Annotated in this window: 14 protein-coding genes; 1 reads left to right on the top strand and 13 read right to left on the bottom strand. The window is 66.9% G+C overall.

The features are described from left to right. Positions 1-9 precede the first annotated feature (9 nt). From ispH to murJ, 5 genes are all read right to left on the bottom strand, one after another. Positions 10-972 carry a 4-hydroxy-3-methylbut-2-enyl diphosphate reductase gene (gene ispH, locus BM172_RS07770; protein WP_026636295.1) on the bottom strand — a complete coding sequence of 321 codons (963 nt, stop codon included), beginning with the start codon at positions 970-972 and terminating at the stop codon, positions 10-12. Positions 973-1,022: 50 nt separating this feature from the next. Then, positions 1,023-1,523: a signal peptidase II gene (gene lspA, locus BM172_RS07765; protein ID WP_026636294.1), complete on the bottom strand. Its 501-nt coding sequence runs from the start codon at positions 1,521-1,523 to the stop codon at positions 1,023-1,025. 60 nt (positions 1,524-1,583) lie between these two features. Beyond that, positions 1,584-4,445 carry an isoleucine--tRNA ligase gene (ileS, locus tag BM172_RS07760; RefSeq protein WP_026636293.1) on the bottom strand — a complete coding sequence of 954 codons (2,862 nt, stop codon included), beginning with the start codon at positions 4,443-4,445 and terminating at the stop codon, positions 1,584-1,586. A gap of 101 nt (positions 4,446-4,546) precedes the next feature. Further along, positions 4,547-5,500, bottom strand: coding sequence for a bifunctional riboflavin kinase/FAD synthetase (locus BM172_RS07755; protein ID WP_026636292.1), 954 nt, complete (start codon positions 5,498-5,500; stop codon positions 4,547-4,549). A gap of 51 nt (positions 5,501-5,551) precedes the next feature. Then, positions 5,552-7,159, bottom strand: coding sequence for a murein biosynthesis integral membrane protein MurJ (murJ, locus tag BM172_RS07750; RefSeq protein ID WP_026636291.1), 1,608 nt, complete (start codon positions 7,157-7,159; stop codon positions 5,552-5,554). Positions 7,160-7,447: 288 nt separating this feature from the next. Here murJ and rpsT point away from each other — a divergent pair, with 288 nt between their 5' ends. After that, positions 7,448-7,711, top strand: coding sequence for a 30S ribosomal protein S20 (rpsT, locus tag BM172_RS07745; RefSeq protein ID WP_026636290.1), 264 nt, complete (start codon positions 7,448-7,450; stop codon positions 7,709-7,711). Between the two features lie 62 nt (positions 7,712-7,773). Here the strand turns inward: rpsT and BM172_RS22125 are convergent, their stop codons facing one another. The 8 genes from BM172_RS22125 to rplU all read right to left on the bottom strand — a co-directional run bounded on the left by BM172_RS22125 (position 7,774) and on the right by rplU (position 16,727). Next, positions 7,774-7,986 (bottom strand): hypothetical protein, encoded by a 213-nt coding sequence (locus BM172_RS22125; protein WP_143096480.1) that lies wholly within the window; start codon positions 7,984-7,986, stop codon positions 7,774-7,776. 74 nt (positions 7,987-8,060) lie between these two features. Then, positions 8,061-9,272 (bottom strand): Wadjet anti-phage system protein JetD domain-containing protein, encoded by a 1,212-nt coding sequence (locus BM172_RS07740; RefSeq protein ID WP_035323774.1) that lies wholly within the window; start codon positions 9,270-9,272, stop codon positions 8,061-8,063. Then, a complete protein-coding gene (locus tag BM172_RS07735) occupies positions 9,259-12,654 on the bottom strand; it encodes an ATP-binding protein (protein WP_051548936.1) in 3,396 nt (1,131 codons plus the stop codon). The genes BM172_RS07740 and BM172_RS07735 overlap by 14 nt, the downstream gene beginning before the upstream one ends. Next, positions 12,644-13,315 carry a DUF4194 domain-containing protein gene (locus tag BM172_RS07730; protein WP_026636288.1) on the bottom strand — a complete coding sequence of 224 codons (672 nt, stop codon included), beginning with the start codon at positions 13,313-13,315 and terminating at the stop codon, positions 12,644-12,646. Before BM172_RS07730 ends, BM172_RS07735 begins: the two co-directional genes overlap by 11 nt. Further along, on the bottom strand, positions 13,302-14,771 hold the full coding sequence (locus BM172_RS07725; protein ID WP_026636287.1) for a DUF3375 domain-containing protein: 1,470 nt from the start codon (positions 14,769-14,771) through the stop codon (positions 13,302-13,304). Before BM172_RS07725 ends, BM172_RS07730 begins: the two co-directional genes overlap by 14 nt. A gap of 103 nt (positions 14,772-14,874) precedes the next feature. Beyond that, positions 14,875-15,945: an Obg family GTPase CgtA gene (gene cgtA, locus BM172_RS07720; protein WP_026636286.1), complete on the bottom strand. Its 1,071-nt coding sequence runs from the start codon at positions 15,943-15,945 to the stop codon at positions 14,875-14,877. 185 nt (positions 15,946-16,130) lie between these two features. Then, on the bottom strand, positions 16,131-16,388 hold the full coding sequence (gene rpmA, locus BM172_RS07715) for a 50S ribosomal protein L27 (RefSeq protein WP_026636285.1): 258 nt from the start codon (positions 16,386-16,388) through the stop codon (positions 16,131-16,133). Between the two features lie 24 nt (positions 16,389-16,412). Continuing rightward, positions 16,413-16,727, bottom strand: a complete 315-nt coding sequence (rplU, locus tag BM172_RS07710) for a 50S ribosomal protein L21 (protein WP_026636284.1) — start codon at positions 16,725-16,727, stop codon at positions 16,413-16,415. Positions 16,728-16,801 lie beyond the last annotated feature (74 nt).

Below are 16,801 nucleotides of genomic sequence, written 5' to 3'. Positions count from 1 at the left end.
GCGGCGGCGTCAAAGACTCGCGGACGGACCACCCTCGGCCAGGCGCAGTTCCTTCGGCAAGGCGAAGGTGATGGTTTCGGCCTCGCCGTCCAGCTCGCGCACTTCGCCCGCGCCCCAGGACTGCAGGCGGGCGATCACGTCGCGCACCAGCTTTTCGGGGGCGGAGGCGCCGGCGGTGAGGCCGATGTGCTGCACGCCGTCCAGCCATGCGCGCTCGATGTGTTCGGCGCCGTCGATCAGGAACGAGCGCACGCCCTGCTTCTCGGCCAGCTCGCGCAGGCGGTTGGAGTTGGAGCTGTTGACCGAGCCGACCACCAGCATCAGGTCGACCGCATCGGCCAGCCGGCGCACCGCGTCCTGGCGGTTCTGCGTGGCATAGCAGATGTCGTCCTTGCGCGGGCCCTCGATGTCGGAGAATTTCTCGCGCAGGGCGTTGATGATGGCCTTGGTGTCGTCCACCGACAGCGTGGTCTGGGTGACGTAGGACAGCGCATGCGGATAGCGCGGCTGCAGCTTCGCCACGCAGTCGACCGACTCGACCAGATGGATTTCGCCTTGGTTGGCGGGGTTCCACTGCCCCATGGTGCCCTCGACCTCCGGATGCCCGGCGTGGCCGATCAGCACCACGCTGCGCCCGGTGCGGCCCAGGCGCGCCACTTCCATATGCACCTTGGTCACCAGCGGACAGGTGGCGTCGAACACGTTGAGCTTGCGGCTGTCGGCTTCCTGGCGCACCGCCTTGGACACGCCGTGCGCGCTGAAGATCACCGTGGCGCCGTCGGGCACTTCGTGCAGCTCCTCGACGAACACCGCGCCGCTGGCACGCAGCTTGTCCACCACGTAGCGGTTGTGCACCACCTCGTGGCGCACGTAGATGGGCGCGCCGTAGGCCTCGAGCGCGCGCTCGACGATGGCGATGGCGCGGTCCACGCCGGCGCAGAATCCGCGGGGGTTGGCGAGAAGAATGTCCAAGTGAAGCCTCGACTGTCGCTGGCCGGCGCCGGGAGGCGCCGGGATCGAAATTATCTCACGCCCCCGGCCTGCTTGCCGGTGAACAGGCCAAAAGCGATCAGCAGCACGGCACCGACGGTGATGCCGCAGTCGGCGATGTTGAACACGGGGTAATACCAGTCCTGGTAATGGACCTGGATGAAGTCGGTCACCTGGGCCGCATGCAGGCGGTCGATCAGGTTGCCCAGCGCGCCACCGATGATCAGGCCCAGCGGCAGCGCGGTGCGCCAGTCGTCGCGCGAGGTGCGCTTGAGCCATACCAGCAGCGCGCCGCTGATCAGCACGGCCAGGCCGACGAAGAACCAGCGCTGCCAGCCGGCGCTGTCGGCCAGGAAGCTGAAGGCGGCGCCGGTATTGAAGGCCAGGGTCCAGTTGAGGAAACCCGGGATGATCACGTGCTGCACGCCGGCGGGCTGGAGCGCGGACAGCGCCCACCACTTGCTGGCCTGGTCGAGCGCGATCACCAGGGCGGACAGCCACAGCCAGGACAGCGCGTTGCGTTGATTGCTCATGCGTCTTCTACAGAAGGGAATCCGAACAGAACGGCCAGCTCGCGCCGGCCGTCCATGTGTTTAGAACCAGCGGCGGTCTTCGCCCGGACCGTCGACATTGCTCACGCAACGTCCGCACAGCTCCGGATGCGCCGCATGCTGGCCGACGTCGTCGCGGCGATGCCAGCAGCGCACGCACTTGGCCGCGTCGCTGACCGTGGCCGAGACCCACACGTCCGCGCCTTCCAGTTCCGACAGCACCGCCGTATCCGGCTGGCCGCCGGCGACATCCAGGCGCAGGTCGGAGGTGATGAAGAAGAAGCGCAGCTCGTCGGCCGCGGGGGCGTAGCGGCTGACCAGGGCCGGATCCGCGTGGATCGCCAGCTTCGCTTCCAGCGAGGCGCCGATCTGCTCGGCCTTGCGCATGCCCTCGAGCACGCGCGAGGCGGTATCGCGGATCGCCAGCAGGTCGGACCAGTAGCGGCGCTGCTCCGGCGAACCCTGGGTGGCGGCCAGGCCGTCGTACCAGGTCTCGAACAGCACGCTCTCGCCGCGCTGGCCCGGCAGCGCCTTCCAGATTTCCTCGGCGGTGAAGCTCAGCACCGGCGCCAGCCAGCGCACCAGCGCCTCGGCGATGCGGTACATCGCGCTCTGCGCGCTGCGCCGGCCGCGGCTGTCGGTCGGCATGGTGTAGAGGCGGTCCTTGGTGATGTCCAGGTACAGCGCGCCGAGCTCGGTGGTGCAGAAGTTCTGCACGCGCTGGACGATCTCCGGGAAGTCGTAGCGGTCGTACGCCGCCGCCACCGCCTGCTGGGTGTCGTAGGCCTGCTGCACCGCCCACTGGTCCAGCAGCAGGCAGTCTTCCACCGGCAGCAGGTGCTGCGCGGGATCGAAGCCGTCCAGGTTGCCCAGCAGGAAGCGCGCCGTGTTACGGATGCGGCGGTACATGTCGGAGACGCGCTTGAGGATCTCGTCCGACAGCGACATCTCGTTGCGGTAGTCGGTGGAGCAGATCCACAGGCGCAGGATGTCCGCGCCGAGGTTCTTCATGATGTCCTGCGGCTCGATGCCGTTGCCCAGCGACTTGGACATCTTGCGGCCCTGCGCATCCACGGTGAAGCCGTGGGTGAGCACGTCGTCGTACGGCGCGCGGCCGTGGATCGCGGCCGAGGTGAGCAACGAGGACTGGAACCAGCCGCGATGCTGGTCCGAGCCTTCCAGGTACATCACCTTGTACGTAGCCGCATCGCCCTGCTGCAGCTCGGGACGCTGGCCGACCACGGCGAAGTGCGTGACACCGGAATCGAACCAGACGTCCAGCACGTCGTTGACCTTCTCGTAGTCCTTGGCCTCGTCGCCCAGCAGCTCGGCCGGATCGAGCGCGTACCACGCGTCGATGCTGCCCTGCTCCACGCGCTTGGCCACCTGTTCGAGCAACTCGACCGAACGCGGATGCGGCTCCTGCGTGCCCTTGTGCACGAACAGCGCGATCGGCACGCCCCAGGTGCGCTGGCGCGAGATGCACCAGTCCGGACGGTCGCCGACCATGCCGGCGATGCGCTCCTCGCCCCAGCCCGGCACCCAGCGCACCTGGCGGATCGACTCCATCGCCGCCTTGCGGAGGCCGGCCTGCTCCATGCTGATGAACCACTGCGGCGTGGCGCGGAAGATCACCGGCGTCTTGTGGCGCCAGCAATGCGGATAGCTGTGCTCGATCTTGTGGTGGGCCAGCAGCACGCCGCGTCCGCGCAGCATGTCGACGATGGCGTCGTTGGCCTTCCACAGGTGCGTGCCGGCCAGGGTCAGCTCGCCGGCCGGCGGCGTGTCCGCGCGATAGGTGCCGCGCGGCTCCACATAGTTGAGCGTCTCGATGCCGTACTTGCGCGAGACCACGAAGTCTTCCACGCCGTGGTCGGGCGAGGTGTGCACCGCGCCGGTGCCGTCCTCGGCCGACACGTGTTCGCCGAGCAGCACCGGTATCCTGCGGTCGTAGAACGGGTGCTGCAGCAGCACGCCTTCCAGCGCCTGGCCGGCGACGTGGCCGAGCACGACCGGATGTTCCACGCCGTAGCGGTGCGACGCCTTCTCCACCAGCGCCGAGGCCAGCACCAGCAGCACGCGGCGGCCGTCGCGCGCGGGGCCTTCGACCAGCGCGTACTCCAGCTCCGCGCCCATCGACACGGCCTGGCTTTCCGGCAGCGTCCACGGCGTGGTGGTCCAGATCGGGATGGCGACGATGGCGTCGCCCGCTTCCACGCCGAACTTCGCGGCCAGTGCATGCGGGTCGAGTGCGTCATAAGCGACGTCGATCGCCGGCGAGACCTTGTCGGCGTACTCGATCTCCGCCTCGGCCAGCGCCGAGCCGCAGTCGAAGCACCAGTACACCGGCTTGAAACCGCGCACCACGTGGCCGTTGTCGACGATGCGCGCCAGCGCGCGCAGCATGTCAGCCTCGAAGGTGAAGGCCATGGTGCGATAGGGGTTTTCCCAATCGCCCAGCACGCCCAGCCGCTTGAAGTCGGTGCGCTGCAGGTCGATCTGCTGCTGCGCGTACTCGCGGCACTTCTGGCGGAAGGCCACGGCGTCGAGCTTGTCGCCGGCCTTGCCGTGCTTCTTTTCCACCGCGATCTCGATCGGCAGGCCGTGGCAGTCCCAGCCCGGCACGTAGGGCGAGCGGTAGCCGGCCAGCAGGCGCGACTTCACCACCACGTCCTTGAGCACCTTGTTCACCGCGTGGCCCAGGTGGATGGCGCCGTTGGCGTACGGCGGGCCGTCGTGCAGCACGAACACCTTGTCGCGGCCGGCGGTGCGCTGCTGGATCTGCGCGTAGCGGCCGAGCTTTTCCCACTCCGCCAGCCACTGCGGCTCGCGCTTGGGCAGGTCGCCGCGCATCGGGAAATCCGTCTGCGGCAGGTTGATGGTGTTCTTGTAATCCTGGGTCATTGCTCGGATGCCATCGGGGTTGTCGGGCGCGGCCCTCGTGCCGTCGCCGTGGGGTGTGCGGCCAGCGTGGGTGCGCCGGCTTGAAGCGGAAAACTTGAAGCCTATGCCTCGGCCAGGCGCGGATTCATGCCAAGCACCTCGCGCGCCATGCGGGCGTCGCGGCGGATCTGCTCGGTGAGCGCGTCCAGGCCGTCGAACTTCGCCTCGTCGCGCAGCTTGGCGACGAATTCCACCGCCATGCGCTGGCCGTAGAGATCGCCTTCGAAATCGAACAGGTGCACTTCCAGCAACGGCTGGCTAACTTCGTTCACCGTCGGGCGGAGCCCTAAGCTCGCCACGCCCGGCCAGGCGCATTCGCCCTCGCCCAGGCCCACGCGCACGGCGAAGATGCCCTGCACCGGCGGCACGCGATCGTGCAGGTGGATGTTGGCGGTGGGAAAGCCCAGTTCGCGGCCCAGCTGGTTGCCGTATTCGACCTTGCCTTCGATCACGAAGGGGCGGCCCAGCAGCGGCGCGGCGCCGGAGAATTCACCGGCGGCCAGCAGCATGCGCACGCGGGTGGCGGAAACGCGCGCGCCGTCCAGCAGCACCGGCGGCATCACGCGGGCGGAGAAGCCCAGTTCCGCGCCCATCTTCTCCAGCAAGGCCACGTCGCCGCCACGCTTGTGGCCGAAGCGGAAATCGCCGCCGACCCAGACTTCGCGGGTGTGCAGGCGCTCGATCAGCACGCGGCGCACGAAGTCTTCCGCCGGCATCGAGGTCAGCTCGTCGTTGAAGCGCAGGATCAACGCCTTGCCCACGCCGGCCGCATCGAAGCCCAGCAGCTTCTCGCGCACACTGGACAGCCGCGGCACCGGTTCCTTGGAGAAGAACGCGCGCGGCAGGGGCTCGAAGCTCACCACGATGGGCGTGAGGCCGGTGGCCTGCGCGCGCTCGCGCACCTGCGTCAGCAGCGCCTGGTGTCCCCGGTGCAGCCCGTCGAACGCGCCGACGGCAACCACGCTACCGCCGGGCGCCAGGCATGGACCGGCGATATCCCTGGAAAGTCTTGTCATCGCGCGAGTATAGCCTTAGAGCCCGTTGGCACCGCACCCCGCGGCCACGCTTCAGACGCCGCGCAGTTCACGCAGGCGGAAGCCCGCGGCGAACAGCGTGGCGAGATAGGCGCCGCCGCCGCCGGCGACCAGTGCGGCGAGGTGCCACACGCGGGTCCACTTGGATGCCTCGGTCCAGTCCGGCCACAGCCACAGCCCCGCCAGCAGCACCCCGATCATCACCGCGCAGGCCAGCGCCAGCCGGCCCAGGTGCCGCATCCATCCGGGCTGCCGCTGGTAGACGCCGGCCTTGCGCAGCCAGTGCCACAGCAACCCCAGGTTGAGATAACTCGCCGCCGCACTGGCCACGCCCAGCGCCATGTGCAGGCCCGGCACCTTGGCCAGGCCATCCAGCAGCGGGCCCTGCCTGACCTCGGCCGGCGCCCACAGCGCATACAGCAGCGCCAGGAACAGCACGTTCAGCACCATGTTGGCGATCAGCGAGGCCACGCCGGCGCGCACCGGCGTGCGCGTGTCCTGGCGGGCGTAGAAGGCCGGCAGCACCACCTTGACCAGGGCGAACGCCGGCAGGCCGAAGCTGAGCGCGGAGATCGACAGCGTGGCCATGCGCGTATCGAACGCGGTGAAGCGGCCATGCTGGAACAGCGTGGCGACCAGCGGCTCGGCCAGCAGCATCAGCGCGAACATCGCCGGCACCGCGATCAGCAGGGTCGTGCGCAGGCCCCAGTCCAGCGCCCTGGAAAACCCGTCGCTGTCGGTGGCCACGTGGTGGCGCGACAGCGACGGCAGGATCACCGTGCCCAGCGCCACGCCGAACACGCCCAGCGGCAATTCGAGAAAACGGTCCGCCTGCGACAGCCAGCTCTGCGAACCGATGAACAGCAGCGAGGCGATCACCGTGTCCAGCAGCAGGTTGATCTGCGCCACCGAGGAACCGAACAGGGTCGGCACCATCAGCCGGAGGATGCGGCGCACGTCCGGATGGCTCCAGCCCCAGCGCGGCAGGGTCAGCAGGTCCAGCTGGCGCAGCGCCGGCAGCTGGAACAGCAGCTGCAGGATGCCCGCCGCCAGGATCGCCCAGCCCATCGCCATGATCGGCGTGTGCAGCCGCGGGGCCAGCCACAGCGCGCCGCCGATCATGCACAGGTTGAGGATCACCGGCGTCAGCGCCGGCAGGCCGAAGCGGTGGAAGCTGTTGAGCGCGCCGCCGGACAGCGCGGTCAGCGAGACGAACAGCAGGAACGGGAAGGTCAGGCGCAGCAGGTCCACCGTCAGGGCGAACTTCTCCGGCGTCTCGATCGCACCCGGCGAGAACAGCACGGTGACCTGCGGCGCGAGGATCACGCCCAGCGCCGTGATCAGCATCAGCACGCCGCCCAGGGTGCCGGAGACGCGCGACATCAGCGTCTTCAGCTCCTCGTGGCTGCGCTTCTCCTTCACCTCGGTGAAGACCGGCACGAAAGCCGTGGAGAACGAGCCCTCGGCGAACAGCCGGCGCATGAAATTGGGGATGCGGAAGGCCACCCAGAACGCGTCGGTGGCCGCGTTGGCGCCGAAGGCCGCGTTGATCGACATATCCCGGACCAGCCCGAGGACGCGCGAGATCATGGTCATGCCGCTGAACGACAGCAGCCCTCGGAACATGCTGGGTGACTTCATGCGCGCGCCGATACCTTTCTTGTCATGCTTTCTTGTCATGGGGGGTCGATGCCCGGCCCCGCGCCCCTGGCGGCGGCCGGCAAAGCGCGTAGTTTGGCAGCCGGAACGGGCGAGAGGACAGCGCACTTGTGGCAAAATCCCGCTTCCGTTCACGGGAATGCCGGGCCGCCCTGCCCTCCGGCCTGCGCCGCAGCGGCCCGGGCGTCGCTAAGCTGTTGACGCACCGACCCATTACCGTCATAATCACCGCCTTTTTCCACCCAACCCAAGCTATTTCGGAGTTCTACCTTGGCCAACATCAAGTCCGCGAAGAAGCGCGCGCGCCAGTCCGAGCAGCGCCGCCTGCGCAACGTCAGCGCCCGTTCCATGGTGCGCACCGCCCTCAAGAAGGTCGTCAAGGCCATCGAGGCCAAGGACAAGGCCGCCGCCGTCGAAGCTTTCGCCGCCGCCCAGCCGCTGATGGATCGCTACGCCTCGCGTGGCCTGATCCACAAGAACAAGGCCGCTCGCCACAAGAGCCGCCTCAACGCGAAGATCCACGAGCTGGCGTAAGCCGGTTTAGTAAGCGAATCGGGTTGGCGAAAAGGCCGGCGAAAGCCGGCCTTTTTGTTTACTTAGAAAACCAGCCGGCGAAAGCCGGCCTTTTTGTTTACTGGGAAAACCAGCCGGCGAAAGCCGGCCTTTTTGTTTACTGGGAAAACCAGCCGGCGAAAGCCGGCCTTTTTGTTTACCTGGGAAAACCAGCCGGCGAACTCTCTCGTCATTCCGGCGCAGGCCGGAATCCAGTAGCGTCGAGGCTGGCTTGTCGCGGGAAGCGCAAAGGCCATGCCTTTCGGATGCTTCGCCCTTATGCAGCACTTCGCCACTGGATTCCGGCCTGCGCCGGAATGACGAGCATGGCCTACGCGCGAGGAGCCGCCATCGACTGCGTCAGGCGCGACCATGCCCACGTCCACGGGATGCGCTCCTGTTCCAGGCGCTCGCGATCGTCGCGCAGGGACTGGAACAGTCGGAGCTCCTCCGCAGCCAGATGCGCCAGCCCCTGGGCGAGATGCGGCTGCGGCTCTCGCACCGCCAATTCGCGATGCTCATGCAAAGTGCCTTCATCCATCAGTACGGCGCGGATGTGCGGCAGCCTGCGTCGAAGTCGGCTGAGGATGGCGAAACCGTGCGTATCGATGTCACCCCAGTAATAGACCGGCACCTGCGCCAACCACGGCAAAGCTGCCAAGGCCTCGATCGCATAGCCCCGGCCCATGAATACCACGGTGCCGGTCAGGTCCCCGCAGGCGAGCCCGGTAACGAGGTTTTCCACGATCAACACTTGCCGTACCGGCAAACTCATACGCATGACATCGGTAACCGGCGCTTCGATATCCGACAAGCCTCCAAGCAGGCTGCGAAGCCCGTCATCGAGCAAACGCATGCGCAGCCGGTCCGGCGGTGCGCGCAGGCCGGCGACCCGATAGAAGTTGTGCGATCCGATCGCGCCGCCGCGCAGTACCCAGAGCCAGGCCGTGATCACCCTGCGCCGCCGCTCCGCCCATTTGGTGTCGACGCCGGCTACCGGCAGCTCTCGCAGATAGGTCCCGGAGTCGGGATGCTTCCACAGCCAATCGACCACCCGAAGCAGCAACTCGAACTCGCCGTCCTCCATGTCGGCAAGGAGATCGAACCTCCGCGACACCACGCGGCGCCAGGGAACGGCCAGCCCGGATACCGCATCGCTCCCGCCTTCGACCATGGGCACCCAGGATGCCAACCGATCAAAACGCTGTTTCGCCCGCTGCCAGCGCGCCGCTTCGCCCAACTCCGCGGCGACGGCATCCGGTGTATCGAACAGCCAGCTGCAGGGAATCTCCTGCTCGCCGAAAAGGCTGTGGCGGAAGCGCAGCCTGGATACGACGCGCCCAGGCGAATGCTGGGCCGGCTGTTTCCATGCCCTGAGCCAGGCGTCGAACGCGTTCCAGTGCCCGGCCACCGCATCGGCTTTCAAGCCATCGCCGCCGATGGACAGGGACAATGGCCATTCGCCGCCGCCGGCAACCCAGTCATACCGATGCGCCAGCCATCTGGCATGCAGACGTTTGCGCAGAGCCTCAGGAGATTTCATCGGCCTGCGCCTCGCGCGCCTTCTCGGGCAACGCCAACCGCTTGTTTGCTTCGTCGTACTCGATCAGCAGCACCCCGGAATCGTGCCGGCCATTGATGTCGACGAAGCAGGCACCGCCGATGAACGGCTCCAGCGTCATCACGGACTTCAACGGCGTGGCGACGACCATCTGGAAACCGAAGTTCTCGAAGATATTCATCGCCAGCGCGGTGAACTCGTTGTCGGCCTTGTCGAACGCCTCGTCCAGCACCACGGGCGCATAACGCGGCAGGTGGCCGTCGTCGCCGCCCAGCTGATAACGCAACGCGGCCGCCAGGCAGGTGGTGGCGAGCTTCTGGCGCTGGCCACCGGATTTGCCGGCGCCGCTGCGATAAACCTCGACTTGCCGCCCGGTCCCCTGCTCCTTCTCCACGCCCACGAATTCGACGTGCTGGCGCACGTCCAGCACCTGCTCGCGCCAGCGCTTGTGCTCGGGATCGTCGGCCGAAAGCTTCGCCACCAGCTGGCGCAGCACCGCGAACTGGGCTTCCGCGCGATCGCGGTCCTCGGTCTGGTGATGCGATAGCACGTCGCGCAGCTGCTGCTGAAAGTCGCGCACCTCCGGCAGGCCGCGGTCGGACAGGTCGATCTGCAGGATCGTGCCGCGGTTGAAGGACACCCGCTCCAGGCTCTCGTTCACCTCGTCCATGCGCTGGCCGATCGACTTGCGCGCCTCGATCATGTGTTTCTGCAGCACCAGCAGGTTCTGCTTGCTCTGCGTCTGCAGCAGCTCGTAGAAACGCGCCTCGTGCTTGGGCAGGCCGTCGAGCTCGAGGCGGCGCAGGCGCGCCATGAAACCATCGAGCGAATGCATGTCGGCGGTGAAGTCGCCGCTGTCCTGCGGCCACTTGCGGCAGTAGTGCTCGAAGCATTTGACGATGGCGCCGGTCAGCTCCTGCTGCCGCGATGCGAACGTCCCCAGCGCCCTGCTGAGTCCATCCTTGACGTCGCCCATCGTGCGATCGATGTTGTCCAGCGTCAGCGGCCGCTCGGGCAGGCGCGAGGCGAGGCCATCGGCCTGCGCCTCCGACAGGGCCATGTCGGCCGCGCGAGCCGCGCATTGTTCGCGCTGCTCGGCCAGCCGTTTACGGTCGCGGCCTTTGGACAGATGCTCGGCGGCGGCGTCATCGCGCGAGCGCTCCGCCCGCTTGAGCAGCTCTCGCTCGTGCTCGAGCTTGCGCATGATCTCCTGCAGCGAGGCATCGCCCTTGCGCATGGCCTGCAGCTGGTTCTCGATGTCGCCCAGCCGCGTGAGTTTCGGTGCGACGTCGATATCTTCCCAGACCAGATTGGCAAGCGCATTGGCATGCAAGCGCCGATCCGCATCGCCATCGCGTTCCGAGCGCAGGGCGTCCAACGCCCCGCCGCCTTGCGCGATCGCCTGCGCCAGCTCACGCCCCTCGGCCTCGAACAGCGCCAGCTTGTCCCGGTTGTCGAAACCCAGCACCCAGTGGCGGCGGTCGCCCACGGCGCGGCGATCGTCCTTCTCGTATCGGTCGCCGGGATGCTTGACCTGCCCTTCGCGGGTCATGCCGCGCTCAGCATGGCGCAGAGCCGCCGGCGTATCCACGCAGCTGTAATCGAAGCGCCGTGCCAACTCGGCGGATAGCCAGTCGCGATGAGCGTGGTCACGGATGTCCAACCGGTGCGCCAGCGAGCGCGCATCCAGCATGCGGCCACCGATGGCCTGAGGCCGTCCCACGCGGTAGTAAACCAGCTTGGCGCCCAGATGGGTCTGGTTGACCCATGCAGCCACCTCGCCATAACGCTGCTCGTCCACCAGCAGCGATAGCGCAAAGCCATGCAGCACGCGTTCGATGGCGCCTTGCCACGCCGCATATTCGGGCTTTACCTGCAACAACTCGCCCACGAAGGGCAGCGTGTTCTCCGACCAGCCCAGCTCGCTGCACAGCCGCGCGCGCATGGCCTGAGCGGGCGCCGGAATGCTCGACGGCGTGCGCTTCAGAGCATCGATTTCCGCGCGGACGCCGGCGAAGCGGCGCGTCGCCTCGTCACGCTCGCGCTTGAGCGTATCCATGCGCTCCTCAAAACCGGCGGCGCGATCGCGCGCGCCCTCCTGCAGTTCACGCGCACGCCCCACCAGCTCGGCGAATCCCTGCGCGGTGCCCGGCATGACCCAATTCAGGTCGCGACAAGCCTGCTCCGCACGGGAACGGCGACCGAGGCGCTCGTCGCGCTCGCGCGTCACTGTTTCGTGTTCGCGCTCGAGCTGGTCGATGGCGTCGCCGCCCTGATCGCGGCGCTGGCGCTCCAGATCCTCGATGCGCCGGACATGGTTGTCCACCGTTTCGCGCCGCTGCGTCGCTTCGCCGTGCAAGGCCATGATCTGCACGTCGAGCTCGGCCAGCGCCTGATCCTGCAGGACCAGCCGGCGCTGCTCGCCGTAAGTGTCCACGCAGGCGTGCAGCTCCTTCAAGGTGCCGGCTTCGCGCCGCAGGACCTGCAGGTCTTCATGCAGCTCTCGCGCAGGCACCAGGGTGTCGACCTGATCGCGCGCCGTCACAACCGCCTGGTGCGCGGCGTCCAGCTCGCCGAAGTCGGCCACCAGCCGCTCGGCGGCGGTGAAAGTCTCCGGCTCGTCCAACATGAAACCGCGCAGGAACTGATTGAGGTCGCCGAGGTTCTTGGCCGACTGCGTCTTGTGCAGCAGCTTGAGCGCCATCTCGTTCTCGATGCCCAGCAGGCGCCGGAACCGCTCGGCATAACCGGCAAAGGTGTCGTAATGGTGCACGTCCTCGCCAAGCCGTGCCTTCAGCCGGCGCAGATCCAGCTCGAAGCCGTCCAGCTCCTTGGCGATGTCGAACGGGCGCTCGCACACCATGTAGTGCTTCTTGACGTCGCCAGCGGCTGAGCTGGTCCCCGTGATCCAGAACAGCCGGATCAGGCTGACGCTCTGGCCCAGCCCGTTGCGGTACTCCAGCGCCAGCGCCGACCAAGTCGTGCCCTTGCGCAGGTATTGCGTGGCGATCTCGCCGGATTCGCTGTCATGCTGATCGGCCCAGGCACCGCGGACATAGGAAGCCAGGCTGCGATCGCGTCCGCTGCGCTCGGCTTCGCGCGCGGCGGCGTTGAAGTCGACCAGGTTCGGCGGCACCAGCAAGGCCGACATGGCGTCCAGCAAGGTCGATTTGCCCGAGCCGGAACGGCCGACGAACAGGAAGCCGCGCTCGGCGATGGGCACGTCCACCAGGCCGCTGAAAGTGCCCCAGTTGAACACCTGCAGGCGGCGCAGGCGGAACTGTTCGTCGCGCGGGTCAGGCAGGTCGGACAGGAACAGGCTCGGCTCGGCCGGCCGATTGGCGGATCTGGACTTAGCGCTCATCGTCACCTTCACCGCCTGCCTCGCGCAGGTCTCGATATACCTGGACCAGGGCCTGCACGTGCTCGGCCGAGAACAACAGCTTCAGGGCCGGCGAAACCTCGTAGCGGTCTTCGCTGCTGCGCAGCTTCTCCAGCACATGGCTGTCCTTCATCTTGACGATCGATGCCGCGATCTTCTTGGCGAAACCGGCGCGATCCGTCGAAACATTCTTTTCGTAGACCGACATCGCATCGATCATCTGCGCCTCCTCTACCACCGCCCGGTGCCCCTGCGCATCCGCCTCCGCGAGCTGCTGGCGCAGATAGAGCAGGAGGACGGAATCGATGAAAGTAAGCGCGGAGGTACGCAGCAGCACGGGGGTTTCCAGCTCGCCTGTATCGGCCTGGCGGGTAAAGGCCACGCCTGCATCGCGGTCGATCACCAGCTCCAGGAACAATTCGCAAAGACGCGAACGCAACGCTTTCTCGTGGCGCAGCAAGACCGGCCACAGCTGGCCGTGCCGCTTCTGGTCCACGCTGGGGCCAAGCAGCAGCTGGCAGAGCGCGCGCCGCGCATCCAACGGCAAAGCACCGGTATCGCCCTCGAACAGCCCGCCCGGTTCTGCCGCGGCGACCGCCCGAAGATCGGGTGTCTCTTCGTGCTCGTGTTCAAGCGAGTTCATCGCGCTTCTCTTTCAGAAACCACACCAAGGGCACACGTGCGTGGCGCCAACGCCCGTCGCCGCCTTGCCAGCTCACTGCTTCATGCTGCCGTCCGGAGACCACGCCATGACGAGTCGCCAGCGACAGATAGCCGATGACGCTGCCCAGCCCCTGTTCGGCCGGACGCCGTTCGAGCACCTGGCCAATGCTGAGCTGGTCGTGGTCGGCCAGCAGGTCATGCAGATCGCGCCGCAAGCCGCGGAAATTGATTTCCGATTGGGCCACCAGTTCGCTGACGCTGTCCAGCGAAATGCTGGCCCCTTCACTGGGCGCAATCCGGCCATCGACAATTCCGTTGCGCGGGTCATGCAGCCGCCACTGCGACAACGAGCGCGGGCGGCTGGTGGTCAATTGCAGGGTATAGGGCGTCTGCTGACGCGCCTTGACCGAATCGCGCAATTGCAGCGCTTCGGCTTGCGCCTGCTTGAGCAGCTGATTCAGGCGGCGCTGCTCGAGATAACTGCGGCTTTGCACGAACCCACGCAAGCTGCGGGCGAAATGCTGCAGCACGTCGTGCACATGCCCGCCCCGTTCCAGCATCACGCCGGTCAGACCACGCAGGAACTGCCGCTCATGCCGTTGCAGACGCTTGGCGAACCCGCGCGACAGCACAGCCTCCAGCGCGGCATCGAGCTGCGCGCTCTGTTCGATATCGTTGAGCAGCTTCCAGAACGCATTGAAACTTCGGCCTGCCTCGCTCTCGCCGATCACGTCCACGCCTTCGAACAGGCGGTCGAGTACGTCGCCACGTTCGCCCTCGTCATCGATGATGCGCTCGCGGAATTCGCGGTTGAGCTGCTCGAAGTCATCGCGGACACGCCGAAAATCTTCGGTCAGATCATCCGCCAGACGGATGATTTCGCGGGCGCGTTCCAGCGCACGCTTGCCATCCAATGCCGCGACCTTGCCGGCGCCGGCGCGAGCGATCTGCGCCTCGATGCGCTCGCGCTCGGCGTACAAGGCGACCAATCGGGCAGCGGGATCGGTTTCGGTTTGCTCCGCCAGCTGGGCCAACTGCTGGATCACCAGCGTCAGGCGGCTCTCGGTCGCGGCATGGCGCGGCGCCTCGATACCCGCGATAAAGCGGATAGCCTGTGCGGACTGGGAAGACAACTCGTATTCCTCTTCGCTGGCCCCCTCGGGCAGACGGCGCTCCAGGAACCCCTTTGCGAGCCAGTCAGCCACGTAGGCCTGTGCCGTACGGGGAAGTTCGTGCGGCAGGTCGGAAGCATTGAGCGCATCGAGATGATGCTGCAGGCGCTCATGCAGGATGGACGCCGGCAGCGTCCGCTCGCCATCCTGCAACAAGGTCTGCAGCAGACCGACGACTTCAGGAGCGTGATCTGCCGCGATGAGGCGCCATAACGGCTGCTCGCGCAGACGTCGATATCCCGCGATGCGGGCTTGAAGCTTCATGGTCCAGCCTCCCTCGCCAGACATCGAAACCTGTACGGGCGAAGGAACCGAAGCAGGTCTCGCTGTTTCCGGATCGAACTATGCCAACGGCCCTGCAGCGCCCTTACGGCTCTCCGCGCAGGCGCACATCGCCCGGCAGCATATCTTTACGCGACTGCGCACTCACCCGTTGAGACTCGAAGAAACGCTGGATCTGCTGGCATACCGGCAGGGTGTTGTCGCGCGCGATCGCCGAGACCAGGAACCAGGGCTGGGTCCAGCCCAGGCGCTTGACGATGTCCTCGGCCACCGCCTGGCGCTCGTCTTCCGGCAGCACGTCGGCCTTGTTCAGCACCAGCCAGCGCGGGCGGTCCAGCAGCTCCGCGTCGAACTTCTGCAGCTCGTGCTCGATGGCGTGCACCTGCTCGACCACGTCGGCGCCGTCGATCGGCGCGACGTCTACCAGATGCAGCAGCAGGCGCGTGCGCGCCACGTGGCGCAGGAACTGGATGCCCAGGCCGTGGCCTTCGGCGGCGCCCTCGATCAGGCCGGGAATGTCGGCGATCACGAAGCTCTGGTCCGGCCCCAGGCTGACCACGCCCAGGTTCGGATGCAGCGTGGTGAACGGATAATCCGCCACGCGCGGCGTCGCCGCCGACACGGCGCGGATGAAGGTGGACTTGCCCGCGTTGGGGAAGCCCAGCAGGCCCACGTCGGCGAGCAGCTTCAGCTCCAGCTTCAGCTCGCGCACCTCGCCCGGGGTGCCGGGCGTGGACTTGCGCGGCGCGCGGTTCACCGAGCTCTTGAAATGGATATTGCCCAGGCCGCCCTTGCCGCCCTGCGCCACCAGCAGGCGCTGGCCGTGCGCGGTGAGGTCGCCGATGATTTCGTCGGTGTCGACATTGGTGACCACAGTGCCGACCGGCACGCGGATCTCGGTGTCGTCGCCGCCCTTGCCGTACATGTCGCTGCCCATGCCGTTCTGGCCGCGCTGCGCCTTGAACGCGCGCTGGTGGCGGAAGTCGACCAGGGTGTTGAGGCCTTCGTCGGCCACCAGCCATATCGAGCCGCCGCTGCCGCCGTCGCCGCCGTCCGGACCGCCGAAGGGAATGAATTTTTCGCGACGGAAGCTGATGCATCCGTTGCCGCCGTCACCGGCCAGGACCTTGATGATGGCTTCGTCGACAAATTTCATGGCTTGAGTGCCGGGAATGGGGAATAGGGAATTGGGAATCGCAAAAGCAGCCGAGCGATGTCGGGAATTGTAGAGGAGCGGAGGATCGGGGGGCTCTTACCTATTCCCTACTCTCAATTCTCTATGCCCATCCCAAAAACAAAAGCCCCGCCGAAGCGGGGCCCTTGCGCTACATCGGCCCGGGCTCAGCCCTGGACGACGTTCACGTACTTGCGGTTCTTCTCGCCACGGGTCTTGAACTCGACCGTGCCGTCGACCAGCGCGAACAGGGTGTGGTCGCGGCCGAGGCCCACGCCGGTACCGGGATGGAACTTGGTGCCGCGCTGACGCACGATGATGTTGCCGGCCTCGATGGCCTGGCCACCGTAGATCTTCACGCCGAGATACTTCGGGTTCGAGTCGCGACCGTTGCGGGACGAACCTACGCCTTTCTTATGTGCCATGACTGATTACTCCAGATTGGCGGATCAGGCGTTGATGCCCGTGATCTCGACTTCGGTGAAATGCTGACGGTGTCCCTGCTGCTTCTTGTGGTGCTTGCGGCGGCGGAACTTGATGATGCGGACCTTGTCGGCGCGGCCGTGCTTGCGCACGGTGGCGGAGACGGTGGCGCCGGCCACGGTCGGCGCGCCGACGGTGATGGTCTCGCCCGAGCCGACCAGCAGCACCTGGTCGAACTTCACGCTGGCGCCTTCGTCGGCGTTCAGCAGCTCCACGCGCAGGACGTCGCCCTGCTGGACGCGGTACTGCTTGCCGCCGGTCTTGATGACTGCATAACTCATGGGATTATCCCTTCTGTCGTTATTCTCTTGGGTTCCGCCATGGCCCTTTCGGGGCTGGCGAACGCGAGAGTATA

It is taken from the genome of Dyella marensis (genome assembly GCF_900112865.1).
Classification (GTDB): domain Bacteria; phylum Pseudomonadota; class Gammaproteobacteria; order Xanthomonadales; family Rhodanobacteraceae; genus Dyella_D; species Dyella_D marensis_A.
Note: the sequence above shows the minus strand (reverse complement) of the source record. Positions and strands in the feature narration are given on the sequence as shown.